The organism is Pseudomonas chlororaphis (assembly GCA_001023535.1).
Classification (GTDB): domain Bacteria; phylum Pseudomonadota; class Gammaproteobacteria; order Pseudomonadales; family Pseudomonadaceae; genus Aquipseudomonas; species Aquipseudomonas chlororaphis_E.
Window position 1 is genome coordinate 1,569,398 of record CP011020.1, and the last position, 24,557, is coordinate 1,593,954.

23 protein-coding genes are annotated in these 24,557 nt (G+C 62.2%); 18 read left to right on the forward strand and 5 right to left on the reverse strand.

The genetic code is table 11. The annotated features are described in order from the left end of the window. Positions 1-59: 59 nt before the first annotated feature. Positions 60-950 carry a transcriptional regulator gene (locus VM99_06775; GenBank protein ID AKJ97777.1) on the reverse strand — a complete coding sequence of 297 codons (891 nt, stop codon included), beginning with the start codon at positions 948-950 and terminating at the stop codon, positions 60-62. Between the two features lie 123 nt (positions 951-1,073). On the opposite strand from VM99_06775, the gene VM99_06780 reads away from it, so the two are divergent. Continuing rightward, positions 1,074-1,814 (forward strand): 3-ketoacyl-ACP reductase, encoded by a 741-nt coding sequence (locus tag VM99_06780; GenBank protein ID AKJ97778.1) that lies wholly within the window; start codon positions 1,074-1,076, stop codon positions 1,812-1,814. 144 nt (positions 1,815-1,958) lie between these two features. Here the strand turns inward: VM99_06780 and VM99_06785 are convergent, their stop codons facing one another. Beyond that, complete coding sequence (locus VM99_06785; GenBank protein ID AKJ97779.1) at positions 1,959-3,959, reverse strand: choline transporter; 2,001 nt, start codon at positions 3,957-3,959, stop codon at positions 1,959-1,961. A 311-nt stretch (positions 3,960-4,270) separates the two neighbouring features. Here VM99_06785 and VM99_06790 point away from each other — a divergent pair, with 311 nt between their 5' ends. The 12 genes from VM99_06790 to VM99_06845 all read left to right on the forward strand — a co-directional run bounded on the left by VM99_06790 (position 4,271) and on the right by VM99_06845 (position 16,643). Then, on the forward strand, positions 4,271-5,263 hold the full coding sequence (locus VM99_06790; GenBank protein AKJ97780.1) for a cysteine desulfhydrase: 993 nt from the start codon (positions 4,271-4,273) through the stop codon (positions 5,261-5,263). 243 nt (positions 5,264-5,506) lie between these two features. Next, on the forward strand, positions 5,507-6,307 hold the full coding sequence (locus VM99_06795; GenBank protein ID AKJ97781.1) for a cystine transporter subunit: 801 nt from the start codon (positions 5,507-5,509) through the stop codon (positions 6,305-6,307). Continuing rightward, positions 6,307-6,972, forward strand: coding sequence for an amino acid ABC transporter permease (locus tag VM99_06800; protein ID AKJ97782.1), 666 nt, complete (start codon positions 6,307-6,309; stop codon positions 6,970-6,972). Before VM99_06795 ends, VM99_06800 begins: the two co-directional genes overlap by 1 nt. A gap of 3 nt (positions 6,973-6,975) precedes the next feature. Next, on the forward strand, positions 6,976-7,737 hold the full coding sequence (locus VM99_06805; protein ID AKJ97783.1) for an amino acid ABC transporter ATP-binding protein: 762 nt from the start codon (positions 6,976-6,978) through the stop codon (positions 7,735-7,737). Between the two features lie 492 nt (positions 7,738-8,229). Next, a complete protein-coding gene (locus VM99_06810; GenBank protein ID AKJ97784.1) occupies positions 8,230-9,000 on the forward strand; it encodes a hypothetical protein in 771 nt (256 codons plus the stop codon). A gap of 331 nt (positions 9,001-9,331) precedes the next feature. Continuing rightward, positions 9,332-10,573, forward strand: coding sequence for a monooxygenase (locus VM99_06815; GenBank protein AKJ97785.1), 1,242 nt, complete (start codon positions 9,332-9,334; stop codon positions 10,571-10,573). Between the two features lie 24 nt (positions 10,574-10,597). After that, positions 10,598-11,791, forward strand: a complete 1,194-nt coding sequence (locus tag VM99_06820) for an acyl-CoA dehydrogenase (protein ID AKJ97786.1) — start codon at positions 10,598-10,600, stop codon at positions 11,789-11,791. Then, positions 11,791-13,149, forward strand: a complete 1,359-nt coding sequence (locus tag VM99_06825; GenBank protein AKJ97787.1) for a N5,N10-methylene tetrahydromethanopterin reductase — start codon at positions 11,791-11,793, stop codon at positions 13,147-13,149. The genes VM99_06820 and VM99_06825 overlap by 1 nt, the downstream gene beginning before the upstream one ends. A 175-nt stretch (positions 13,150-13,324) precedes the next feature. Beyond that, positions 13,325-14,134 carry a methionine ABC transporter substrate-binding protein gene (locus VM99_06830; protein AKJ97788.1) on the forward strand — a complete coding sequence of 270 codons (810 nt, stop codon included), beginning with the start codon at positions 13,325-13,327 and terminating at the stop codon, positions 14,132-14,134. A gap of 2 nt (positions 14,135-14,136) precedes the next feature. Beyond that, positions 14,137-15,261, forward strand: a complete 1,125-nt coding sequence (locus tag VM99_06835; protein ID AKJ97789.1) for an ABC transporter — start codon at positions 14,137-14,139, stop codon at positions 15,259-15,261. Further along, a complete protein-coding gene (locus VM99_06840) occupies positions 15,251-15,895 on the forward strand; it encodes an ABC transporter permease (GenBank protein AKJ97790.1) in 645 nt (214 codons plus the stop codon). Before VM99_06835 ends, VM99_06840 begins: the two co-directional genes overlap by 11 nt. Before the next feature lie 121 nt (positions 15,896-16,016). Then, the gene (locus tag VM99_06845; protein ID AKJ97791.1) at positions 16,017-16,643 is read left to right on the forward strand and encodes a methyltransferase; all 627 of its coding nucleotides are present in this window, start codon (positions 16,017-16,019) and stop codon (positions 16,641-16,643) included. Between the two features lie 39 nt (positions 16,644-16,682). On the opposite strand, the gene VM99_06850 is transcribed toward VM99_06845, so the two are convergent. Continuing rightward, positions 16,683-17,252 carry an ABC transporter substrate-binding protein gene (locus VM99_06850; GenBank protein AKJ97792.1) on the reverse strand — a complete coding sequence of 190 codons (570 nt, stop codon included), beginning with the start codon at positions 17,250-17,252 and terminating at the stop codon, positions 16,683-16,685. A 133-nt stretch (positions 17,253-17,385) separates the two neighbouring features. Here VM99_06850 and VM99_06855 point away from each other — a divergent pair, with 133 nt between their 5' ends. Then, positions 17,386-17,811: an ATPase gene (locus tag VM99_06855; protein AKJ97793.1), complete on the forward strand. Its 426-nt coding sequence runs from the start codon at positions 17,386-17,388 to the stop codon at positions 17,809-17,811. Between the two features lie 131 nt (positions 17,812-17,942). Here the strand turns inward: VM99_06855 and VM99_06860 are convergent, their stop codons facing one another. Continuing rightward, a complete protein-coding gene (locus VM99_06860) occupies positions 17,943-19,172 on the reverse strand; it encodes a 3-phosphoglycerate dehydrogenase (GenBank protein ID AKJ97794.1) in 1,230 nt (409 codons plus the stop codon). Positions 19,173-19,373: 201 nt separating this feature from the next. Between VM99_06860 and VM99_06865 the strand changes: the two genes are divergently transcribed. From VM99_06865 to VM99_06880, 4 genes are all read left to right on the forward strand, one after another. Then, positions 19,374-20,768 (forward strand): FAD-linked oxidase, encoded by a 1,395-nt coding sequence (locus tag VM99_06865; protein ID AKJ97795.1) that lies wholly within the window; start codon positions 19,374-19,376, stop codon positions 20,766-20,768. Between the two features lie 38 nt (positions 20,769-20,806). Next, complete coding sequence (locus tag VM99_06870) at positions 20,807-21,472, forward strand: hypothetical protein (GenBank protein AKJ97796.1); 666 nt, start codon at positions 20,807-20,809, stop codon at positions 21,470-21,472. A 171-nt stretch (positions 21,473-21,643) separates the two neighbouring features. Then, entirely contained in the window at positions 21,644-22,576 is a 933-nt protein-coding gene (locus tag VM99_06875; GenBank protein AKJ97797.1) for a DNA-binding protein, read from the forward strand. Positions 22,577-22,688: 112 nt separating this feature from the next. After that, positions 22,689-23,606, forward strand: a complete 918-nt coding sequence (locus VM99_06880; protein ID AKJ97798.1) for a DNA-binding protein — start codon at positions 22,689-22,691, stop codon at positions 23,604-23,606. A 174-nt stretch (positions 23,607-23,780) separates the two neighbouring features. On the opposite strand, the gene VM99_06885 is transcribed toward VM99_06880, so the two are convergent. Continuing rightward, complete coding sequence (locus VM99_06885) at positions 23,781-24,452, reverse strand: ribose 5-phosphate isomerase (GenBank protein AKJ97799.1); 672 nt, start codon at positions 24,450-24,452, stop codon at positions 23,781-23,783. Positions 24,453-24,557 lie beyond the last annotated feature (105 nt).

The following is a 24,557-nucleotide window of genomic DNA, read 5'->3' on the forward strand; positions in this document are numbered from 1 at the left end:
GCGCCGTTCAGGTGGAAAGTTCGCGCACATCTTATCCGCCCATTCATCCATCCGTCCTTTCAACGCGCGCCCTCGAACACCTGCGCCAACCAATCCACAAACACCCGAACCCGTGGCGACAGGTGGCGGTTGTGCGGGTAGAGCACCGAGACCGGCATGGGCGGTGGTGGGGTGGCGGGCAGGACTTCCTGGATCAGGCCTTGCTGGATCTGCGTCTGCATCCGGTACTGTGGGCATTGGATCAGGCCAAGGCCGGCGATGGCCGAGGCGGCGTAGATTTCGGCGCCAAATACCGAGAGCGCGCCTTCGATAGCGACTTCCTCGAGCTCGCCATCGACCATGAACTCAAAGGGGTACAGCTTGGCCGTGGTCCGCGAGACGTAGTTCACCGCCCGGTGGTGACGCAGGTCGGCGAGGGTTTTCGGTTCACCGTACTGGCGCAGGTAGGCGGGGCTGGCACAGGTGATCTGCCGCAGGGTGGCGACACGTCGGCCGATCAACGAGGAGTCCCCCAGCGTGCCGGCGCGCACCACGCAATCGACGCCCTCGGCGATCAGGTCGACGTAGCGGTCGGCCTCGCTGATGGACAGTTCGATGTCCGGGTAGCGCGCCATGAACTGCGGCAATGCCGGGATCACGAAGTGCCGGGCCAGGGTGCCGTGCATGTCGACGCGCAGGCGTCCCTTGGGCGCTACGCTGCGAAACGCCAGCTCGGCCTCTTCGAGTTCCGCCAGCAAGTGCACGCAACGCGGGTAGTAGGCTTCGCCATCGAGGGTCGGCCGCACCTTGCGGGTGCTGCGCTCCAGCAAACGCACGCCGAGCCAGGCTTCGAACTGATTGAGGGTGTGGGTCAACGTTGCACGCGGCAGGTTCAAGTCTTCGGCCGCCAGGGTGAAGCTGCTGCGTTCGTAGATGCGCACGAACACTTTCATTGCCTTGACCTGGTCCATTCCACACGCCCTGATTGTTGGTGATTATTGAACAGCCAAGGCAACTCTCGAATATTTATCACCCGGAGTAAACATGTGAGTCTGGCGTCACCCTAACGCACCTCCACTTCAAAGGACCTCACCATGACGACCCAAACCTCCAAAGTTGCCATTGTCACCGGTGCCTCGCGTGGCATCGGCGCCGAAATCGCCAAGCAGTTGGCGCGCGAAGGCTTTGCCGTGGCGATCAATTTCGCCAGCAGCGCCACCGAAGCCTCGAAGCTGGTGGTGCAATTGCGCCAGGCCGGTCACCGAGCCATAGCGATCAAGGCCGACGTGTCTTCGGCCAGCGATGTGCGTCGGATGTTCGATGAAGCCGAAGCGCAGTTGGGCAAGGTCGATGTGCTGATCAACAACGCCGGCATTCTCAAGGTAATGCCCCTCGTGGAGCACAGCGACGAGCTGTTCGAGCAGACCTTCGCCATCAACACCCGTGGCACCTTCAACACCCTGCGCGAAGCCGCGACGCGCCTGAACGACGGTGGGCGGATCGTGAATTTCTCCAGCAGCACCGTGGGCCTGAACCTGCCCGGCTACTCGGTGTACATCGCCAGCAAGGCTGCGGTGGAATCCTTGACCCAGGTGTTTGCCAAAGAACTGCGCGGCCGCCAGATCACAGTCAATGCCGTGGCCCCCGGCCCGGTCGCGACCGAACTGTTCCTGCACGGCAAGAGCGAAGAACAGATCCAGAACTTCGCCAAGATGCCGCCCCTGGAACGCCTCGGCCAGCCGGAGGACATCGCCCACATCATCGCCTTCCTGGTGAGCCCGGCTGCCGCTTGGGTGAATGGGCAGATCCTGCGGGCCAACGGCGGGCTGGTCTGAACCGCCGCCTTCGCGGGCAGGCGCGATCACCCGCTGGATTTGGGGGCTACCGCGAGAGTCAGGTTGGCTGTCAGGCCGCCTTCGCGGGCAAGCCCGCTCCCACAAAAACAGCAATCCCCCGATACACCCTACCCACGAAGACGATCAACGCACCAAATGCAAAAACTGCATGTGCCGCTCGTACTGGTCGAGGATGTCGTTGATCACCTGCTCCTTGGTGTAGCCCACCAGATCGTAATCCTGACTGCCTTCACTCAAATGCACCTCGGCGCGGTAGTAGCGACGGTTGTTGAGCTCCTTGGACCCCATGCCACCGCGGGCAAAAGACGGCGTGAAGTAGCCACGCATCTGCACCTGGTAGATGAACGGATGCTGCTCGCCATGGCCGATTTCCAGGCTGACACTGTCGTTGGCCGGGTCTGGCTGTGTCACGACCGCCAGGCCTTTTTCGGCGAACACCGCCTTCACTTCCTCGACGGCCGGGCGCACCGTGCTGTCGAGGAAGCGGTACACCTCGTCCCGGGACGGGAAGTGCACCGCCTGGCTCAAGCGCTGGCGCCAACCACCCTTGCCCCGGCGTGCACCCGACACCGGCGCCAGGGAATACAACTGCGCGATCTGCTTCTGGGACTCCAGGTAGAACGCCTTATGCAGCCCCCACATCATCAACAGCAGGATCATCGAGAACGGCAAGGACGTGAGCACCACCGCCGACTTCAGGGCATCGATGCTGCCGGAAAACAGCAACGCACTGGTCACCAGCGCCGTCATCGCGCCCCAGAACACCCGCAGCCATTTCGGCCCGTCTTCGTCGGGGCTGCCGCCCTTGGCCGACAAGGTCGACAGCACCACGGTGCCGGAGTCGGCGGACGTGACGAAGAACACGAAGCTGATGAACACGGTGACGGCGATCACCGTCTTGCTCCAGGGGTAGGTTTGCAGCAGCAGGTAAAGGCTCATCGACGGGTTTTCCAGAGCAGACATGCCCAAGGCACTCATGCCGTGGTTCAACACCTGGTCGATGGCGCTGTTGCCGAAAATCGACATCCACGCCAGGGTGAAGCCCAGGGGAATCAGCAGCACGCCAAACACGAATTCGCGAATGGTGCGGCCGCGGGAAATCCGCGCGATGAACAACCCCACGAACGGCGACCAGGCGATCCACCAGGCCCAATAGAACACCGTCCAGCCGCCCAGCCAGTCGCTGGGTTTGTTGTAGGCATAGAGGTCGAAACTCTTCATCGGCAAGGCGCCGAGGTAGTCCCCCAGGTTCTGGATGAGGGTATTGAGCAGGTGCTGGGTCGGGCCGGCGAACAGGACGAACAGCAGCAACGCACAGGCCAGCAGCATGTTGATGTCGGACATGACCCGCACGCCCTTGTCGACGCCGGCCACCGCCACGAGGATCGCCGCGCCCATCATCAACACGATCAGGCCGACCTGGATCCACTGGGTGTGGGCAATGCCGAACAGGTAATCCAGACCGGAGTTGAGGTGCAGTACGCCGAAGCCCATGTCCGCGCCGAGGCCGAACACCGTGGCGATGATGCCGAAGCCGTCCACGGCGTAGCCGATGGGGCCGTTGATGCGTTTGCCGATCAGCGGGTACAGCGCTGAGCGCAGGGCCAGCGGCAAGTTGTGTCGGTAGGCGAAGTACGCCAGGGCCATGCCGACGAAGGCGAACACGCCCCAGCCGTGCAGGCCCCAGTGCAGGAAGAGGATCTGCATGGCCTGGCGCGCCGCATCCGCGGTGCCCGCCTCCCCTTGGGGCGGTTGTACCAGATGGGTCAGCGGCTCGGAGACGCAGAAGAAAAACAGCGTGATGCTGATCCCGGCGGCGAACAGCATGCCGGCCCAGGACAGGTAGCTGAACTCCGGCTCGTCGTGATCGGCACCGAGCTTGATCTTGCCGTAGCCGGACAAGGCCGTCACCACCACGAAGATCAGGTACAGGGTCATCGCCAGCATGTAGTACCAGCCGACCGTATTGGCCGCCCAGTTCTGCGCCGCCAGCAACCAGGCGCCGGCCTGCTCGGGCAGGGTAATCACCACCAGGCCGAACAGCAGGATGACGGTCGCGGCGAAGTAAAAAACCGGCGGGTTCACGCGGACCAGGCCGCTGGAAGGAGGGGACGAGGCGCTCATGGGCGGAGCGTCCCGCAGGGCGAAAAAGCGAAGGTCGAAAACGGACTCGGCAAAGGCAAGCCTCCTGTTGTGAGCGGGCAGCAAACCGACGGTTTAACTTGAATGAACGTTCAAGTTAAACATGAATAGGGTGCTAAGGACTAATCGCACGGCCCGACGGCACGTTTCCTACACTAGCCTACGGGAGGGTATGACGCTGATTGACCTACATTCGTTCAGCGCTCCCGAACAACACACCGGGCAGATTGGCGATTGCCCCTGAATATCGGTATGCCTATAGTCCAGGCATCTCCTGCAATCAGTACGGCGCAATGATCAAACAACAGTTGGCCCGCTTTAACCGCCTTGAACTACTCGGCCACCCCACACCGCTGGAAAAACTCGAGCGTCTCTCCGCTTGGCTCGGTCGCGACGTCTATATCAAGCGCGACGACCTGACACCCCTGGCACTGGGTGGCAACAAACTGCGCAAGCTCGAATACCTGGCGGCCGATGCCATCGCCCAAGGCGCCGACACCCTGATCACCGCCGGGGCGATCCAATCCAACCACGTGCGCCAGACCGCCGCCCTGGCCGCGAAACTGGGCCTGGGTTGCGTGGCGTTGCTGGAAAACCCGATCGGCACCGAGGACAGCAATTACCTGGGCAACGGCAACCGGCTGTTGCTGGAATTGTTCGACGCCAAGGTCGAGCTGGTCGCCAACCTGGACAACGCTGATGAGCAACTGCAGGCCCTCGCCGCTCGCCTGCGCAGCAACGGGAAAAAACCTTACCTGGTGCCGATTGGCGGTTCGAACGCCTTGGGCGCGCTGGGCTATGTCCGTGCAGGCCTGGAGCTGGCCGGGCAGATCAACGACACCGGGCTCGATTTCGCCGCCGTCGTACTGGCCTCGGGCAGTGCCGGCACCCACAGCGGCCTGGCGCTGGCGTTGAGCGAGGCACTGCCCCGGCTGCCGGTCATTGGCGTAACGGTTTCGCGCAGCGAAGAAGACCAGTTCCCGAAAGTCCAGGGCCTGGCCGAGCGCACCGCCGAACTGCTGGGCGTGGCGCTTGCGCAGGCTTTCAAGGTTAACCTGTGGGACGAGTACTTCGCCCCCCGCTACGGCGAGCCCAACGCCGGGACACTGGCGGCGGTCAAGTTGCTGGCGAGTCTCGAAGGCCTGCTGCTGGATCCGGTCTACACGGGCAAGGCCATGGCCGGCCTGCTCGACGGCATCGGTCGCGACCGCTTCGACGAAGGTCCGATCCTGTTCCTGCACACCGGCGGCGCCCCGGCGTTGTTTGCCTATGACGGGGCATTTTAGGGTTACTGAAGATCCGTTGTGGGAGCAAGCTTGCTCCCACAAGAGCTCATTCCAAATAGATATATTTGTTTAATTTAATATTATTTTCCAATCTAACAGGGCCGCCCTATAGTCCCGCCGCAGGCGTATTTGCCGCGAGACGTCCGGGCTGCTTTTAGGGCAGGATGTGGCAATCTTTTCGGATCGCGTCTACGCCTTTCCCATCCAGATCGATGTCTTCATAAGAAAACACAGGGGCTTGTCATGAATTTTTCCGCACTACGTCGCAACCTGTTGGTAGGTTCGCTGGGCCTGGCATTGAGCGCCGGCCTGTTGGGGCAAGCGGTTGCCGGTGAGCAACTGCAGAAAATCAAGGATGCCGGTGAAATCAAGATTGGCCTGGAAGGCACCTACCCACCGTTCAGCTTCGTCGATGACAGCGGCAAGCTGACCGGCTTCGAAGTGGAGTTCTCCGAAGCCCTGGCCAAGGAGCTGGGTGTGAAGGTCAAGCTGCAGACCACCCCATGGGCCGGTATCCTCGCGGCGCTGGAATCCAAGCGTCTGGACGCCGTGGTCAACCAGGTGACCATCTCCGAGGAGCGCAAGAAAAAATACGACTTCTCCGAGCCGTACACCGTTTCCGGAATCCAGGCACTGGTACTGACCAAGAAAGCCGACGAGTTGAACATCAAGAAGGCCGCGGACCTGGACGGCAAGAAAGTCGGCGTGGGCCTGGGCACCAACTACGAGCAATGGGTCAAGGCAGAGGTGCCGGGCGCCCAGGTCAAGACCTACGATGACGACCCCACCAAGTTTCAGGACCTGCGTGTCGGCCGTATCGACACCATCCTGATCGACCGCCTGGCCGCGCTGGAATACGCCAAGAAAGCCAAGGACACCACCGTCACCAGCGAGGCCTTTTCGCGCCAGGAGTCCGGCATTGCCCTGCGCAAAGGCGAGCCTGAGCTGTTGGCGGCCGTGAACAAGGCCATCGAAAAACTGCGCGCCGACGGTACGCTGAAGAAGCTCTCGGAGAAATACTTCAGCGCTGACGTTACCCAATAATGGAAGCAGCTCTTCAACTCGCACTGGATTCCGCGCCCTTCCTGCTCAAGGGTGCGTACTACACGATCTTCCTCAGCCTGGGCGGCATGTTCTTCGGTTTGCTGCTGGGCTTCGGCCTGGCGCTCATGCGCCTGTCGCACGTCAAACTGGTGAGCTGGATCGCCCGCATCTACGTGTCGTTCTTTCGCGGCACGCCGTTGCTGGTGCAGTTGTTCGTGATCTATTACGGATTGCCGCAACTGGGCGTCGAGCTGGACCCACTGCCGGCGGCCCTGATCGGCTTCTCGCTGAACATGGCGGCCTATGCGTGTGAAATCCTGCGGGCCGCCATCAGCTCCATCGAGCGCGGCCAGTGGGAAGCCGCGGCAAGTATCGGCATGACCCGCGCGCAGACCCTGCGCCGGGCCATCCTGCCGCAAGCCGCGCGCACGGCCCTGCCGCCGCTGGGCAACAGCTTCATTTCCCTGGTCAAGGACACCGCGCTGGCGGCGACCATCCAGGTGCCGGAGCTGTTCCGCCAGGCGCAGTTGATTACCGCGCGAACCTTCGAAATCTTCACCATGTACCTTGCCGCCGCGCTGATCTACTGGATTCTGGCGAGCGTGCTCGCGCACTTGCAGAACGTCCTGGAAGCCCGGGTCAATCGGCATGACCAGGAGTCCTGACCCATGATTGTCGTGGAAAAACTGACGAAGCAGTTCAAGGGTCAGGTGGTGCTCAACGGCATCGACCTGAAGATCGAAGAAGGCGAAGTGGTAGCGATCATCGGCCCCAGCGGCTCGGGCAAGACCACCTTCCTGCGTTGCCTGAACTTCCTCGAGGAGCCCAGCAGCGGCCAGATCAAGGTCGGCGACATCAAAATCGATGGCAGCCGCCCGCTGAACCAGCAGCAGGGCCTGGTGCGCCGTTTGCGCCAGCAGGTGGGTTTCGTGTTCCAGAACTTCAACCTCTTCCCCCATCGTACCGCCCTGGAAAACGTCACCGAAGGTCCGATCGTGGTGAAGAAAACACCCCGGGCCGACGCCGAGGCCCTGGGGCGCAAGCTTTTGGCCAAGGTCGGCCTGGCCGGCAAGGAAGACGCCTACCCACGGCGCCTGTCTGGCGGCCAGCAGCAGCGCGTGGCGATTGCCCGGGCGCTGGCGATGGAGCCTGCGGTCATCCTGTTCGACGAGCCGACCTCGGCCCTCGATCCGGAACTGGTGGGTGAGGTACTGGCGACCATTCGCGGCCTGGCCGAAGAAAAACGCACCATGGTCATCGTGACCCACGAAATGGGTTTTGCCCGCGACGTAGCGAACCGCGTGGTGTTTTTCGACAAGGGCGTCATCGTCGAGCAAGGCGAAGCCAAGGCCTTGTTTGCAGCGCCCCGGGAAGAACGCACTCGGCAGTTCCTCAGCAAGTTCCTCTCCGCCGGACACGACAGCCACTAAGTTAATCATCCTCTCCACACTTCCAGGGAAGGAAGTGTGACAACCGCACAATTACACACCGTCTCTGAATGTATTAACCCGATACAACTTGCAACTTTCACGCGGATTCACCGCGACGCTCAGCCCCATCCCAGTGACATATTCCCTTTCGGTCCGTTGCCAATCATTGAAACCCGCAGCCCCCGACATTCAGGCCTCATAACACGACAAACCGAGGAAAAGTGCATTTTCCGTCGAGCATTCCTAACTTCAGTTCGTAGGAACATTCTGAAGCCTGACTGAATGTTTTATTAGGCAAGTGCCTCTATTGACACTGAAACTGATGAACCCTTATCTAGTGCCCTGTCTCACAGGCGAGGCACACTTTTTTAATTCTGCACGGCGATTAACCGTCATTAACTTCAATGACAGCGCCCATAAAAGTATGTCGCGAACACAAGCGCCTTTGATCTTCCCGAAACGGACTTCGTTTTAAGCATCAAGGAGAACACCATGACCTGTACGTCGAATCTTCCCGGGCTGGCCGCACCGACCCTGGCCAATGCCCACCCCGCCGGCATCAATATCACCAGCGCCGCCCGCCTGGAGGTCGCCATAGCCCCCTACCCCGGCATGGACGCCGGCGACCTGATCGAACTGTTCTGGGACAACTGCTACGTCGGCTCGCGCCTGCTGTCGCCGGAGGACGTGCAAAGCAGCGTCACGCTGCGAGTGCCGGAGAGTTTCATCGTCAACGGCACCGCGTGCCTGCACTACCGGGTGATGCAGGTCGGGCGCGGGCCGGCGCTGTCGGCCACGCGCCGGATACAGGTGAAGCTCGACTGCCCCGGCGGCCAGCCGTCAGCCCTGAGCGGCGATGAAAACCAGGGCCTGGCGCCGGTGCGTATCCCCGAGACCATCCGCCGCAAGGGCGTCAACCCTAGCCAGATCAAACGCGGCGTGCCGTTGACGATCGAACCCTACCTGAACATGGCCCCCGACGACGCGATCACCCTGCGCTGGGGCGACGTACGCATGGACCTGCCGCGGATCAAGCCGAACGAGGTCGGCCAGCCGATCAATGTCTGGGTGCCGCCGCAGCTCATCCTGGAAGCCGGCGAGGACCTGCGCCTGGAAGTGAGCTACTGCATCCTCGACCGAGTGGGCAACAACTCCCAATGGGCGCCACCACGGACACTGAAGATCGGTTGCGCCAATCCCTACCTGAAAACCCCGCCGAGAGAGGCGCTCATGGCTGCCGAGCCCAGCCGCGAAATACGTTGAGAAATACGCGGGTAATGGATCTATCCGTGGCGAGGGAGCTTGCTCCCGCTGGGACGGTCCGATGTCTCGGGCGAAGCGGCCCCAAAACTTCAGGGCCGCTCCGTGCCCCATCGGGGATGAATCCCCTCGCCACAACAGCCCGCTGGAAAAATCTCTCTATTTATATTCCCAAAAGTTAGTTTGAAAATTATTTATACGCGTTTAGGGTATATACACCGGACCACCGGACATTTCCTGATTTTTTCTTCACAGGTGAGGTGGGTATGGTACGGAACACAAACACCCCAGCGCAGTGCGCCAAGGCACTGCCTGCAGCCACGGAGTGGCTGTAATGTCGGATCTGGCCCAGGCAAACGTCCACAGCGACCTGGACATCGCCCCGCTGTTGCTGCCCGCCCAAGTGCTGCGCAACGATGCCGAAGCGATCAAAGCCGCTCATGAACTGGCGCAAGTCGCCCGCCAGCAGGCCGCGCGCCGCGATCAGCAGCGCAAGCTGCCATGGTCGGAAATCGAACAGTTCACCCGCAGTGGGCTGGGCAGCATCGCCATCCCCCGGGCATACGGCGGCCCACAGGTATCCTTCGTCACCCTCGCCGATGTGTTCGCGATCATCTCCGCTGCGGACCCGGCCTTGGGGCAGATTCCACAAAACCAGTTCGGCGTGCTCCAGCTGATTCTCGGCACGGGCACCGAACGGCAAAAACAGATATTGCTGCAAAGCGTGCTCGAGGGCGCGCGCATCGGTAACGCCGGGCCGGAACGTGGCGTTCGCAATACCCTTGAACTCAAGGCACGGATCACCGCCGACGGCGACGACTACGTCATCAATGGCCAGAAGTTCTATTCGACCGGCGCGCTGTTTGCCCATTGGGTGGCGGTCAAGGCGCTGAATGACCAGGGCCGGCAGGTGCTGGCGTTCGTACGGCGCGGCACACCGGGCCTGCGCATCGTCGACGACTGGTCGGGCTTTGGCCAGCGTACGACCGCCAGCGGCACGGTACTGCTGAACAATGTGCGGGTCGATGCCGAACTCGTCCTGGACAACTGGCGCATCAACGACGTGCCGAACGTCCAGGGCGCGATTTCGCAGCTGATCCAGGCCGCGATCGATGCGGGAATCGCCCGGGGCGCCATCGACGATGCCATCGCCTTCGTTCGCGAGCGGGCCCGGCCCTGGATCGATGCCAAGGTCGAGCGCGCCAGCGACGACCTCTACGTGATCGCCGACATCGGCAAACTGAAGATCGAATTGCACGCGGCCGAAGCACTGCTGCGCAAGGCCGGACGGGTACTGGACCAGGTCACGGCCGCCCCCATCACCGCGCAATCGGCCGCCCACGCCTCGATCGTCGTGGCCGAGGCCAAGGCCTTGACCACCGAGATCGCCCTGCAAGCCAGCGAAAAACTCTTCGAACTGGCCGGCAGCCGCGCCACCCTGGCCGAGTTCAACCTCGACCGCCACTGGCGCAACGCACGCGTCCATACCCTGCACGATCCGGTGCGCTGGAAGTACCACGCCATCGGCGCCTACCGGTTGAACGGCACCCTGCCGGCCCGGCATTCCTGGATCTGACCCGCCGATTTTCTGGAGCAGCACATGACGCTTTCCCAACACGTCGCGGTGATCACCAGCGATGAACAAGCCCTGATCGTGGCCAGCGACCTGGCCGATGACTTCAAGCGCGACAGCGCCCTGCGCGACCGTGAGCGCCGCCTGCCGCACCCGGAGCTGGACGCCTTCTCCCGTTCCGGCCTGTGGGGCATCAGCGTACCGAAGGCCTACGGCGGCGCCGGGGTTTCCAATGTCACCCTGGCCAAGGTCATTGCGCTGATCGCCCAGGCCGACGGCTCTCTCGGACAGATTCCGCAAAACCATTACTACGCCTTGGAAGTGCTGCGGGTAAACGGCAGCGAGGCGCAGAAACAACGGTTGTACGCCGAGGTGCTGGCCGGCCAGCGCTTTGGCAACGCGCTGGCCGAGTTGGGCACCAAGACCGCCCACGACCGCACCACCCAACTGCGCCGTGACGGCGCGGGGTATCGCATCAACGGCCGCAAGTTCTACGCCACCGGGGCTCTCTACGCCCAGCGCATTCCCACCTCGGTGGTGGATGAAAACGGTGTGCAGCAACTGGCGTTCGTGCCTCGCGACAGCAAGGGTCTGACGGTGATCGACGACTGGAGCGGCTTCGGCCAGCGCACCACCGGCAGCGGCTCGGTGGTGTTCGAAGACGTTTACGTCGGCGCCGAAGACATCGTACCGTTCCAGAGCGCCTTCGAGCGCCCGACCCCGGTGGGGCCGCTGGCGCAGATTCTCCACGCCGCCATCGACACCGGCATTGCTCGCGCGGCCTATGAAGACGCCCTGCAGTTCGTCCGCAGCAAGACCCGGCCCTGGATCGACGCCACCAGCGACGTCGCCACCGAAGACCCGCTCACCCTCAAGCGCTTCGGCCAATTGAGCGTGCGCCTGCACGCCGCCGAAGCCCTGCTGGAGCGGGCCGGCGAGTTTCTCGACCAGGCCCAGGCCGCCCCTGACGCCGACACCGTCGCCGCTGCCTCGATCGCCGTGGCCGAAGCGCGCGCCATCAGCACCGATATTTCCCTGGCCACCGGCAGCACCCTGTTCGAACTGGCCGGCAGCCAGGCGACACTCGCCGAACACGGCCTCGATCGTCACTGGCGCAATGCCCGCGTGCATACCCTGCACGACCCGGTGCGCTGGAAGTACCACGCGGTGGGCAACTTCTATCTCAACGACGAGAAGCCGCCATTGCGGGGGACGATCTGATGGCGGCCGGCAAGAAAAAGATCCTGCTCAATGCGTTCAACATGAACTGCATCGGGCACATCAACCATGGCCTGTGGACCCATCCCCAAGACACCTCGACCCAGTACAACACCCTGGAATACTGGACCGACCTGGCGCGGTTGCTTGAGCGCGGGCTCTTCGACGGGTTGTTCATCGCCGATATCGTCGGCGTCTATGACGTCTACCAGCAGTCGGTGGACGTCACGCTGAAAGAGTCGATCCAGTTGCCGGTCAACGACCCGCTGCTGCTGGTCTCGGCGATGGCCGCCGTCACCCGGCACCTGGGCTTCGGCCTCACCGCGAACCTGACCTACGAACCACCGTACCTGTTCGCCCGGCGCATGAGCACCCTCGACCACCTGAGTCGCGGCCGGGTGGGGTGGAACATCGTCACCGGCTACCTGGACAGCGCCGCCAAGGCCATGGGCTTGAGCGCGCAAGTCGAACATGACCGGCGCTACGACCAGGCCGACGAATACCTGCAAGTGCTCTACAAACTGTGGGAGGGCAGTTGGGAAGACGATGCAGTGCTCAACGACCGCGAGCAGCGGATCTACGCGCAACCTGAGAAGGTGCACAAGGTCCGACACCATGGCGAGTTCTACCAGGTCGAGGGTTATCACCTCTGCGAACCTTCGCCCCAGCGCACACCGGTGCTGTTCCAGGCCGGCAGTTCGGAGCGTGGCCTGCAGTTTGCCGGACGGCATGCCGAATGCGTGTTCATCAGCGGCCAGAACAAACCGGCGACCAAGCGCCAGGTGGACAAGGTCCGCGCCAGCGCTGTCGAGGCCGGACGCAACCCAGGCGACATCAAGGTGTTCATGGGCCTGAACGTGATCGTCGGCGAAACCGAAGCCGCCGCCTGGGCCAAGCATGCCGAGTATCTGAGCTACGCCAGCGCCGAGGCCGGGGTGGCGCACTTTTCCGCGTCCACAGGAATCGATTTTTCCGAGTACGACTTGGACGAGCCGATCCAGTACGTGAAAAGCAACGCCATCCAGTCTGCGACCAAGACCCTGCAGAATAACGACTGGACGCGCCGCAAATTGCTCGAGCAACACGCTTTGGGCGGGCGCTACATCACCGTGGTCGGCTCGCCCGAGCAGGTGGCCGACGAGTTGGAGTCGTGGATCGCCGAAACCGGCCTCGATGGCTTCAACCTGACGCGCATCGTGACACCCCAGAGCTACGCGGACTTCATCGACCTGGTGATTCCCGAACTGCAGAAGCGCGGCGCGTACAAGACCGAATACGACCAGGGCACCCTGCGCGAAAAGCTGTTTCGCGCAGCGGCTCATTTACCCGAACAACACACTGGTTCGACCTACCGACACTGACCCCTGTGGCGAGGGGATTTATCCCCGTTGGGCCGCGCAGCGGTCCTTGAATCTGACGCCGCGGTACACCCGGGCTGATGGAGTTGACTGCTTTGGGGCTGCTACGCAGCCCAGCGGGGATAAATCCCCTCGCCACAAAAACACGCACCCGACCATGAATGACTGGAAGAACTTTATGACCAAATACTCCCTTTCCTCGCCAGTCAAAGCCCTGGCCCTGACCCTCGGCCTGTTCAGCTCGGCCCTGTTCGCCGCCGATGCTCCCTTGAAGATCGGCACCACGGCCGCCTTCGCCATACCCCTGGAAGCCGCCGTCGAAGAGGCTGGCAAGCAAGGCCTGAAGGTCGAGCTGGTGGAGTTCAGCGACTGGATCGCACCGAATGTCAGCCTGGCCTCCGGTGACATCGACGTGAACTACTTCCAGCACATCCCGTTCCTGGAAAACGCCAAGGCCGCCGCCGGGTTTGACCTGGTGCCGTTTGCGCCGGGCATCATCAACAACGTCGGCCTCTACTCGAAAAAGTACAAAAGCTTCGATGAGTTGCCCGAAGGGGCGAGCGTCGCCATCGCCAACGACCCGATCAACAGCGGTCGCGGCCTGCAACTGCTGGCCAAGGCCGGGCTGATCAGCCTCAAGCCAGGGGTGGGCTACAAGGCCACCGAAGACGACATCGTGGCCAACCCGAAGAAACTGAAGATCCTCCAGGTCGAGGCCGTGCAACTGGTGCGCGCCTACGATGACGCCGACCTGGTGCAGGGCTACCCCGCCTACATCCGCCTGGCCAAGACCTTCGACGCCGGCTCGGCCCTGCTGTTCGACGGCCTGGACCACAAGGAATACGTGATTCAGTTCGTGATCCAGCCCAAGAGCCAGCATGACCCACGGCTGATCAAGTTCGTCGACATCTACCAGCATTCGCCCGTCGTCCGTGCCGCCCTCGACAAGGCCCACGGCAAGCTCTACCAGGCCGGTTGGGAAGGTTGATCATGAACGCCGTCAACGCCAGGCTCCGACAGGAAGCCGCCGCGCCCCAGGGCGCCGACCCGACCGAACTGCACCCGGACCTGAACCGCGCACACGTGCGTTTCATCGGCCTGGGCAAGACCTACACTGGCGCCCAAGGCCCGGTGGCCGCCCTGCAAGGCATCGACCTGGCGATCCAGCGCGGCGAGGTGTTCGGCATCATCGGCCGCAGTGGCGCGGGCAAGTCGTCGCTGATCCGCACCATCAATCGCCTTGAGCAGCCCACCAGCGGGCGAGTGCTGATCGACCAGGTGGACATCGGCCCATTCGATGAAGACCAGTTGGTGCAGCTGCGCCGACGGATCGGCATGATCTTCCAGCACTTCAACCTGATGTCGGCCAAGACTGTGTGGCAGAACGTCGAACTGCCGCTGAAAGTGGCCGGCGTGCCCAAGGCGCAGCGCGAGCAAAAGGTTCGTGAGCTGCTTGAGCTGGTCGGCCTGCAAGGCAAGCACCAGGCCTATCCGGCGCAGCTCTCGGGCGGGCAAAAGCAACGCGTCGGGATCGCCCGGGCCCTGGTCCATGATCCCCAGATACTGCTGTGCGACGAAGCCACCTCGGCCCTGGACCCGGAGACGACCCAGTCGATCCTCGGGCTGCTACGCGAGATCAACCAGCGCCTGGGCCTGACCATCGTCCTGATCACCCACGAAATGGCAGTGATTCGCGAAGTCTGCGACCGGGTAGTGGTGCTCGAACAAGGACGGATCGTCGAGCAGGGACCGGTCTGGGAAGTGTTCGGCAACCCGCAACACGCGGTGAGCCGAACCCTGCTCGCGCCGTTGCAGCACGCGTTGCCCGACGAACTGAAGAGCCGTTTGCAGGCGCAACCGGCCTCAGCCGAGGCCGCCACTGTGTTGCGCTTGCAGTTCACCGGCACGGGGCAGGACGAACCCGACCTCGCCGCCTTGTTCAGCGCCCTCGGCGGACGGGTGCGGCTGCTCCATGGCGGCATCGAACGGATCCAGGGCCACGGGCTGGGGCAATTATTGTTGGCGGTAAGCGGCTCGTCGTGGGGCGCCGAGGAACTGCGGCAACGGGCGGGCGATTGGGCACAACAGGTGGAGGTGCTGGGCTATGTGGTTTGATCGGTTATTGCAGGGCTTTATCGACACCTTCCTGATGGTGGGGGTGTCGTCGTTGATCGCATTGCTGGCGGGCATACCGCTGGCGGTGATCCTGGTGACCAGCGGCAAGGGTGGCATCTTTGAGGCGCCCGTCTTGAACAAGGCCCTGGGCGCGTTCGTGAACCTGTTCCGCTCGATCCCATTCCTGATCCTGATGGTGGCGCTGATCCCGTTCACCCGGCTGATCGTCGGCACCACGTACGGTGTCTGGGCGGCGGTGGTGCCGTTGACCATCGCCGCCACGCCGTTCTTCGCCCGCATCGCCGAGGTCAGCCTGCGGGAGGTCGACCATGGGTTGATCGAGGCGGCCCAGGCCATGGGTTGCCGGCGCTGGCACATTGTCTGGCACGTGCTGCTGCCCGAAGCACTGCCGGGCATCGTCGGCGGTTTCACCATCACTCTGGTGACCATGATCAACTCCTCGGCGATGGCCGGGGCCATCGGTGCCGGTGGCCTGGGCGACATCGCCTACCGTTACGGCTACCAGCGTTTCGACAGCCAGATCATGCTCACGGTGATCGTTCTGCTGGTGGCGCTAGTGGCGGTGATTCAGCTCGGCGGTGACCGCCTGGCGCGGGGGCTGAACAAACGCTGACAGGCCGGCCCTTGCGGTAATGCTGTTCACTTGAGGTTTATCACGTGTCGTCCTTAAGTGAACGGCCAGGCTGGGGATGTGCGCTATAGTCCGCCCACGCTCCCTACCCAAGCCCACGACCATGAAACACTCCCCCGAAGACTTGCAAGCCATCACCGCCACCACCCTGGGCAACTACAACGCCGTCGCCGAAGACTTTCGCGAAGGCACCCGCGACCATGATGTGAGCCAGAACATCGACGCATTGCTGCGCCATATCCGGACCAGCGCACCGCTGCACATCCTGGACCTGGGTTGCGGCCCGGGCCGGGACTTGCGCGCGTTCACCGCCTTGGGCCACGTCGCGATCGGCCTGGACGGCTCAGCCGAGTTCGTCCGCATGGCACGCCAGGACAGCGGCTGCGAGGTGTGGCAACAGGACTTCCTGGAACTCGACCTGCCGGCGCAACGCTTCGACGGGATCTTCGCCAACGCCGTGCTGTTTCACGTTCCGCGACAGGAGTTGCCGCGGGTGCTCAGGCAACTGCACGCCACCCTCAAGGCTGACGGCGTGTTGTTCAGCTCCAACCCCCGGGGCGAGAATCAGGAGGGCTGGAACGGCCAGCGTTTCGGCGCCTACCACGACCTGGCGGCCTGGCGCGCGTTGCTCACCGACGCCGGCTTCGTGGAGCTGGAGCATTACTACCGACCGGCGGGACGGCCGCGCGAGCAGCAGCCGTGGTTGGCGAGTGTCTGGCGCAAGATTTGAAGCCCAGCAATCCTCACCACAAAAGCTGCGCCCACCTCGCTATTGCTGCTTGCCCAACCACTTCTGGGACAACTGCTCCAGCCGCCCGTCATCCTTGATCCGCGTCAGGGCGTTGTCCAGGCTGGCCTTGAACGCCGGGTTGCCTTTCTGGAAGGGGATCACCAGGTGCGGCGCCGGGCCGCTCTTTTCTTCCGGCTGGAAAGACTGCGCCATCATCAGCGGGCGCTGCTGGGTTTCATCCTTTTTCGCCAACAATTGCGCATCCGGTTGACTGTAAGCGGCACTGGTGTCGAAACGTTCGGCCAGTTCCGGGGTCATTGCTATGTGGTTGATGGCAACGTCGTACTTGCCGCTCTCCACACCGGTCAGCAGGTCCGCAGCATCGGTGACCACGAAGTCGGCGCGTACATCGAGTTCACTGGCGAGCATCTGGCCCAGCTCCACTTCGAACCCGGTGAGCTTGCCGTCTTCCTTGAAGTTGAACGGCGCGGTATTGGCCTCCAGGGCGATGCGCAGCTCACCACGGTCGTTGATGTCATCGATCAATTCGGCATGGGCCAAAGGGCTCAAAAGGGGTAGCAGGCAGATCAGGCCAGGCAGGAAACGCATGGTCACTCCTTGGTATCGATACAAGCGACGCTCGTTTCAGGCTCGCTTTGCTATGGTTGTTGCAGGCTTCGACAACGATTGGTCATGAAGTTGTCATGACCGGGCGGATTTCATGAAAAAACTGGAGAAAAAAATGAAAAGCGTTATGTCTCGTGCCGCGTTGGCCGGCCTGTTGCTCGGCACTTCGATGCTGGCAACCGCCGCAACCCCTGCACCCAAGGGCGCAGAAGCATTCATCGTTTCCCCGGCCGACGGAGCCACTGTCGCCCAGGAATTCAAGGTCCAGTTCGGCGTCAAGGGTATCGCCCTGGCCCCGGCGGGTGACGTGACCAAGAATACCGGACATCACCATCTGCTGATCGATGTCGACCAATTGCCTGCCGCGGGCGCACCGATCCCGACCGACGCCAACCACATGCACTTCGGCAAGGCGCAGACCGAGGCCACCATCAAGCTGGCCCCGGGCAAGCACACCTTGCAGCTGGAACTGGGCGACAGTGGCCACATGCCGTTCGATCCGCCGATTGTCTCCAAGAAAATCACGGTAAACGTGAAATAACACCGCCTGGGGTGACGGAACATAGGCCCTTGTGGGAGCAAGCCCGCTCCCACAGGTGCAGCAGCATGTCAGGCACAAAAAACGGGAGCCTTTTCGGGCTCCCGTTTTTCATTGCCAGCCAGCCTCGCGGCTTAGAACAGCACGCGGGACCGAATGGTGCCCTTGATGTGCTGCAGCTTCTCTTGCGCCAGGTCCGAGTATTCGGCGTCGACGTCGATCACGACGTAGCCGACCTTCTCGTTGGTCTGCAGGAACTGACCGGAAATGTTGATGCCGTTTTCGGCGAAGACCTTGTTGATCTCGCTCATCACACCCGGGATGTTCTCGTGGATGTGCAACAGGCGGTGCTTGCCAGGGTGAGCCGGCAGGGCCACTTCCGGGAAATTCACGGACGATACCGAAGTACCGTTGTCGCTGTACTTGACCAGTTTTTCCGCCACTTCCAGGCCGATGTTGGCTTGGGCTTCAGCGGTGGAGCCACCGATGTGCGGGGTCAGGATCACGTTGTCCAGGCCACGCAGCGGGCTTTCGAAGATGTCGTCGTTGGAGCGCGGCTCCACCGGGAAAACGTCGATGGCGGCGCCGATCAGGTGCTTGTCCTTGATCGCTTCGGCCAGGGCTTCGAGCCTGACCACGGTGCCACGGGCGGCGTTGATCAGGATCCCGCCCTTCTTGATGGCGCGGATTTCCTTCTCGCCGATCATCCACTGGGTGGCAGCGGTTTCCGGCACGTGCAGGGTCACGATATCGGACATGCCCAGCAGCTCGTGCAGGTCATTGACCTGGGTGGCGTTGCCCAGTGGCAGCTTGGTCACGGTGTCGTAGAAGTAGACCTGCATGCCCAGGCCCTCGGCCAGGACCGACAGTTGGGTGCCGATCGAGCCGTAGCCGACGATCCCCAGCTTCTTGCCGCGGATTTCAAAGGAGTTGGCCGCACTCTTGATCCAGCCGCCACGGTGGCAGGATGCGTTCTTCTCGGGGATACCGCGCAACAGCAGGATCGCTTCGGCCAGCACCAGTTCGGCAACGGAACGGGTGTTGGAGTACGGTGCGTTGAACACCGCGATGCCGCGCTCGCGCGCCGCGTCGAGGTCGACCTGGTTGGTGCCGATGCAGAAGCAGCCGACCGCGACCAGTTTCTTGGCGTGGTCGAAGATCTCTTCGGTCAATTGGGTACGGGAGCGAATGCCGATGAAGTGAGCATCGGCGATCTTTTCCTTGAGCTGGGCTTCCGGCAGAGAACTGGTGATGTACTCAATGCTGGTGTAGCCCGCCGACTTGAGGACGTCGACAGCCGATTGGTGGACGCCTTCGAGAAGAAGGAACTTGATCTTGCTCTTATCGAGAGAAGTCTTGCTCATCTGCGTAACCTGTGTCCCGGAGAAAAATGGCAGGGAAATGGGCAACGTCAGGCTGCCCACACGGCGTAGTCGCCGGCCCGCAGCGTGGCCTGTTAGAACGCCTCTGCGGGGGGCGTATGCTAGCATATGCGACCTTCAAACACTCATTCTGCGACGTGAAGCGTCTTCAGGGTGACCATGAATTGTTCGAGAGTTCTGTCGATGACTACTGCTGAACTGATCGCTGAGTTGAAGACCCTGGTCGAGCCGGGCAAGGTCCTGACCGATGCCGACTCCCTGGACGCTTACGGCAAGGACTGGACCCGTCATTTCGCCCCCGCGCCAAGCGCCATCGTCTTTCCCAAGAGCATTGAGCAGGTGCAGGCCATCGTGCGTTGGGCCAATACCCGCAAGGTCGCGCTGGTGCCGTCGGGCGGGCGCACCGGGCTTTCCGCCGCCGCCGTGGCCGCCCATGGCGAGGTGGTGGTGTCGTTCGACTACATGAACCAGATCCTCGACGTGAACCTCACCGACCGCACCGCCGTGTGCCAGCCGGGCGTGATCACCGAACAATTGCAGAACAAGGCCGAGGAACACGGGCTGTACTACCCGGTGGACTTCGCATCGGCCGGTTCCAGCCAGATTGGTGGCAACATCGGCACTAATGCCGGCGGGATCAAGGTCATTCGCTACGGAATGACCCGCAACTGGGTGGCGGGCATGAAGGTCGTCACCGGCAAGGGCGACCTGCTGGAGCTGAACAAGGACCTGATCAAGAACGCCACCGGCTACGATTTGCGCCAGTTGTTCATCGGCGCCGAAGGCACGCTCGGCTTCGTGGTCGAGGCCACGATGCGCCTGGACCGTGCGCCGAAAAACCTTACGGCGATGGTGCTCGGCACGCCGGACTTCGCCTCGATCATGCCCGTGCTGCATGCGTTCCAGGGCAAGCTCGACCTGACCGCGTTCGAATTTTTCTCCGACAAGGCCCTGGCCAAGATCCTCGGGCGCGGTGACGTGCCGGCGCCGTTCGAGACCGATTGCCCGTTCTATGCCCTGCTGGAATTCGAAGCCACCACCGAAGACGTGGCCAACCAGGCGCTGGAAACCTTCGAGCACTGCGTGGAACAGGGCTGGGTGCTGGACGGCGTGATGAGCCAGAATCAAACCCAGTTGCAGAACCTGTGGAAACTGCGCGAGTACATTTCCGAAACCATCTCCCACTGGACGCCGTACAAGAACGACATTTCGGTGACGGTCTCCAAAGTCCCGGACTTCCTCAGGGAAATAGACGCGATCGTCGGCAAACACTATCCCGACTTCGAAGTCGTCTGGTACGGCCACATCGGCGATGGCAACCTGCACCTGAACATTCTCAAGCCGCAAAACCTGAGCAAGGACGAGTTCTTCGCCAAGTGCGCCACGGTGAACAAATGGGTGTTCGAGATCGTCGAGAAGTACAACGGCTCGATATCGGCCGAACATGGCGTGGGCATGACCAAGCGCGACTACCTGGCCTATAGTCGTTCGCCAGTGGAAATCGAATACATGAAGGCCGTGAAGGCGGTCTTCGACCCGAACGGCATCATGAACCCGGGCAAGATCTTCGCGGTTTGAACCCTTTAATCACCCCAATCCCAGAACAGGAGTCGGTAATGAGCTATCAGCACCAGTATGTCGACGGTACACGCATCCACTTCCCGGTGGGCAAAGTGGTGTGCATTGGCCGCAACTACGCCGAACATGCCAAGGAACTGGACAACCCGGTGCCCACCGAACCGCTGTTGTTCATCAAGCCGGGCAGTTGCGTGGTGCCGCTGGAGGGCGGGTTCAGCATTCCGGTCGAGCGCGGCTCGGTGCACTACGAGGCGGAGATCGCCGTGCTGATCGGCAAGCCGCTGTCGACCCGGCCCAGCGCCGAGGAAATCCTGGACGCCATCTCCGGCTTCGCCCCGGCCCTGGACCTGACCCTTCGGGACAAGCAGGCCGAGCTCAAGGCCAAGGGCCTGCCATGGGAAGTGGCCAAGTCGTTCGACGGCGCGGCCGTCATCGCCCCGTTCGTGCCAGGCAGCACGTTTACCGACCTGGCCGACATCCCGGTGCGCCTGACCATCAACGGTGAGGTGCGCCAGGACGGCAACAGCCGCCTGATGCTCAACCCCATCGTGCCGATGATCCAGTACATGGCCGGCTGCTTCTCGCTGCAGGCCGGCGACGTCATCCTCACTGGCACCCCGGCCGGCGTCGGGCCGCTGAATGCCGGCGATGAACTGGTCCTGGAATTGCCGGGCGCGAGCCGCTTCGAAAGCAGCGTTCGCTAAAAGCTGCCATCATCCTCTGTAGGAGCGAGCAAGCTCGCTCCTACAGAGGATTTGGGAGCAGTCCATCCCGTGATTTATCGTTTTTTTCACATGCCATCCGGATAATTCCGGCGAATGCGGCATCTGAGCCAGCCATTCCCTTAGCCGAATTTCCTGGAACGCATTCTCCCCATGGCCAAACCCCACGCGCTGTCCCCTGCCAAGTCCGCCCGCCGCTCTCGCTTTGCCCTGCCCTGGTATGCCTGGTCACTGCTGGCCGTGGCCGCCGCTTATGGCCTGGCGTTCGCGATGCACTGGGACGACCGCGGTCTGCTCTGGCTATCGGAACGCTTCCAAAGCCCGGCCCAGCGCCAGGAGAGTGTCTGGCTGCCGGACTACCATGCCGTGATCGACGCCAAGCCGCTGCCGGGCATGGAGAAGGACGAAGCCTCCGATGTGACCTACAACCCGCAGACCAAAACCTTGTTCGCCGTCATGGGCAAAAACCCGTTCCTGGTGGAGCTGACCCTGCAGGGCGAGGTGCTGCGCAAGATGCCGCTGGTGGGCTGGAGCAATCCGGAGGGCGTGACCTACATGGAAAACGGCCTGCTGGCGATTACCGATGAACGCGATCACAGCCTGTCGATCATCCAGGTGGATGCCAACACCCGCGAGCTGAACAGCGCCGCCTTCCCTCGTTATGACCTTGGCGCATCGAAAAACCAGAACAAGGGTTTCGAAGGCATCGTCTGGGATCCGCGCAACCAACAGCTGGTGCTGGGTGAAGAACGCCCGCCGGCGCTGTACACCTGGAAAAGCGACGGCAGCCAGCTGCTCAAGGGCGACAAGCAGATCCATGTCAGCAATGAGCTGGACCTGCGCAACCTCTCGGCGTTGGCCGTCGACCCTCGTACCGGTCACATGCTGGTGCTTTCGGCCGACTCCCACTTGCTGCTGGAGCTGGACGAAAAAGGCGAGCAGGTCAGCTTCATGACCCTGCTGGGCGGCTTCAACGGCCTGAAGGACACGATACCGCGTGCCGAGGGCGTTACCGTCGACGAGGCCGGCAACCTGTACATGGTCAGCGAACCGAATCTGTTCTATCGTTTCGAAAAACAACGCTGACCTTGTAGGATTATTCCTCCTTCGCTGTAGGGTGTGGCACACGGCCATTAAGCTTCAGTTCAGGTAGTCGTGATATTTCAGCCACCTGTTCTTATCCGAGCCCACCCCCAACATGCGTCGACTCGCCCGTCCCAAACCTCTGATCCTGATGTTGCTGGCCATCGCCCTGATCGCTTCGATCGCAATGGGACAGCGCCTGCGCCTGTTCGAGCGCGCCTGGTTCAACGTCAACAGCTTCTGGAATCCCGCCCACGAGCAGGCCATTGCGCTGGACCAGTACCGGGTCACGGTCGAAGCGCAGGTGATCGATGGCCTGGCCGACGATGTCTCGGCGCTGACCTTCGATCCGATACGCAAGAGCCTGTTCACCGTCACCAACCAGAATCCGGAGCTGGTCGAGCTGTCACTCGAAGGCAGGATCCTGCGGCGCATCGCCCTGGTGGGCTTCGGCGACCCGGAAGCGGTGGAATTCATCAGCGAAGACACTTACGTCATCACCGACGAGCGCCAGCAGCGACTGATCAAGATCCATCTGGACCAGGACACCCGGTTCCTCGACGCCGCCGACGCCGAGCAGATGACGCTTGGCGTGCACATGAGCAGCAACAAGGGGTTCGAAGGGCTCGCCTACGACTCGGTAGGCAAACGGCTATTCGTGGCCAAGGAACGCGACCCGATGCTGATTTATGAAGTGCATGGGTTTCCCCATCAGAATCCAGAAAAGTCCTACGCGGTCCATGTCATCAACAACCCCAAGCGTGATGCCGGGCTGTTCGTGCGCGACCTTTCGAGCCTGCAATACGATGAACGCAGCGGCCATCTGCTGGCGCTGTCCGAGGAATCGCGGTTGATCATCGAACTGGACATCAATGGCCGGCCGCTGAGCACGCTGTCCTTGAGCAAGGGCAGCCAGGGCTTGCAGCAGACCGTACCCCAGGCCGAAGGCCTCGCCATGGACGACGACGGCACCCTTTACCTGGTGAGTGAGCCGAATCTGTTCTACGTGTTCAAGAAGCCGCAGCCCGATTGATAAGAATCAAAAATCCTGTGGCGAGGGGATTTATCCCCGCTGGGCTGCGTAGCAGCCCCCAAAAGCAACGAACTCAATCTATCTGGCACACCGATCAACTCAGGTTTTAGGGCTGCTTCGCAGCCCAACGGGGATAAATCCCCTCGCCGCAAGAGTGCCAGTCACCACATCGGATCAAGCCTTGAGGGTCTTCACCCCTTCAGCCGTCCCGAGCAACAGCACGTCCGCCGGACGCGCCGCGAACAGGCCATTGGTGACCACGCCGACGATGGCGTTGATCTGGCGTTCCAGCTCTACCGGGTGGGTGATCTGCAGGTTGTGCACGTCCAGGATGATGTTGCCGTTGTCGGTCAGCACGCCTTCGCGGTACACCGGGTCGCCGCCCAGCTTGACCAACTGGCGGGCGACGTGGCTGCGAGCCATCGGGATGACTTCCACCGGCAGCGGGAAAGCGCCGAGCACCGGCACCAGTTTGCTGGCATCGGCGATGCAGATGAATGTCTTGGCCACGGCGGCGACGATTTTCTCGCGCGTCAGGGCCGCGCCGCCGCCCTTGATCAGGTTCAGGTGCGCATCACTTTCGTCGGCGCCGTCGATGTAGAACTCCAGGTCGCTCACGGTGTTGAGCTCGTAGACCGGAATCCCATGCCCCTTGAGCCGCGCAGCGGTGGCTTCGGAACTGGCAACCGCGCCGTCGAAGGCGCCCTTGTGTTTTGCCAACGCGTCGATGAAGCAATTGGCCGTGGAGCCGGTGCCGACCCCGACGATGCTCTTGTCATCCAGTTTCGCAAGGATGAGGTCGACGGCGGCCTGGGCCACGGCCTGTTTGAGTTGATCCTGGGTCATGCGGGCTCCGAAGGTGCCGAGAGTGAACGAAAGGCCGGCATTATAGGCGTAGAAACCGTGGCGAGGGAGCTTGCTCCCGCTCGATGGCGCAGCCGTCGCAGAATC

Excerpts from the sequence above, each read along its gene's own strand:
- VM99_06885 (AKJ97799.1), bottom strand. The coding sequence starts at position 24,452 with ATGACCCAGGATCAACTCAAACAGGCCGTGGCCCAGGCCGCCGTCGAC.
- VM99_06825 (AKJ97787.1), top strand. The coding sequence starts at position 11,791 with ATGGCGGCCGGCAAGAAAAAGATCCTGCTCAATGCGTTCAACATGAAC.
- VM99_06840 (AKJ97790.1), top strand. The coding sequence starts at position 15,251 with ATGTGGTTTGATCGGTTATTGCAGGGCTTTATCGACACCTTCCTGATG.
- VM99_06820 (AKJ97786.1), top strand. The coding sequence starts at position 10,598 with ATGACGCTTTCCCAACACGTCGCGGTGATCACCAGCGATGAACAAGCC.
- VM99_06870 (AKJ97796.1), top strand. The coding sequence starts at position 20,807 with ATGAGCTATCAGCACCAGTATGTCGACGGTACACGCATCCACTTCCCG.
- VM99_06860 (AKJ97794.1), bottom strand. The coding sequence starts at position 19,172 with ATGAGCAAGACTTCTCTCGATAAGAGCAAGATCAAGTTCCTTCTTCTC.
- VM99_06875 (AKJ97797.1), top strand. The coding sequence starts at position 21,644 with ATGGCCAAACCCCACGCGCTGTCCCCTGCCAAGTCCGCCCGCCGCTCT.
- VM99_06800 (AKJ97782.1), top strand. The coding sequence starts at position 6,307 with ATGGAAGCAGCTCTTCAACTCGCACTGGATTCCGCGCCCTTCCTGCTC.
- VM99_06830 (AKJ97788.1), top strand. The coding sequence starts at position 13,325 with ATGACCAAATACTCCCTTTCCTCGCCAGTCAAAGCCCTGGCCCTGACC.
- VM99_06795 (AKJ97781.1), top strand. The coding sequence starts at position 5,507 with ATGAATTTTTCCGCACTACGTCGCAACCTGTTGGTAGGTTCGCTGGGC.
- VM99_06810 (AKJ97784.1), top strand. The coding sequence starts at position 8,230 with ATGACCTGTACGTCGAATCTTCCCGGGCTGGCCGCACCGACCCTGGCC.
- VM99_06880 (AKJ97798.1), top strand. The coding sequence starts at position 22,689 with ATGCGTCGACTCGCCCGTCCCAAACCTCTGATCCTGATGTTGCTGGCC.
- VM99_06845 (AKJ97791.1), top strand. The coding sequence starts at position 16,017 with ATGAAACACTCCCCCGAAGACTTGCAAGCCATCACCGCCACCACCCTG.
- VM99_06815 (AKJ97785.1), top strand. The coding sequence starts at position 9,332 with ATGTCGGATCTGGCCCAGGCAAACGTCCACAGCGACCTGGACATCGCC.
- VM99_06805 (AKJ97783.1), top strand. The coding sequence starts at position 6,976 with ATGATTGTCGTGGAAAAACTGACGAAGCAGTTCAAGGGTCAGGTGGTG.
- VM99_06790 (AKJ97780.1), top strand. The coding sequence starts at position 4,271 with ATGATCAAACAACAGTTGGCCCGCTTTAACCGCCTTGAACTACTCGGC.
- VM99_06865 (AKJ97795.1), top strand. The coding sequence starts at position 19,374 with ATGACTACTGCTGAACTGATCGCTGAGTTGAAGACCCTGGTCGAGCCG.
- VM99_06785 (AKJ97779.1), bottom strand. The coding sequence starts at position 3,959 with ATGAGCGCCTCGTCCCCTCCTTCCAGCGGCCTGGTCCGCGTGAACCCG.
- VM99_06835 (AKJ97789.1), top strand. The coding sequence starts at position 14,137 with ATGAACGCCGTCAACGCCAGGCTCCGACAGGAAGCCGCCGCGCCCCAG.
- VM99_06850 (AKJ97792.1), bottom strand. The coding sequence starts at position 17,252 with ATGCGTTTCCTGCCTGGCCTGATCTGCCTGCTACCCCTTTTGAGCCCT.
- VM99_06855 (AKJ97793.1), top strand. The coding sequence starts at position 17,386 with ATGAAAAGCGTTATGTCTCGTGCCGCGTTGGCCGGCCTGTTGCTCGGC.
- VM99_06775 (AKJ97777.1), bottom strand. The coding sequence starts at position 950 with ATGGACCAGGTCAAGGCAATGAAAGTGTTCGTGCGCATCTACGAACGC.
- VM99_06780 (AKJ97778.1), top strand. The coding sequence starts at position 1,074 with ATGACGACCCAAACCTCCAAAGTTGCCATTGTCACCGGTGCCTCGCGT.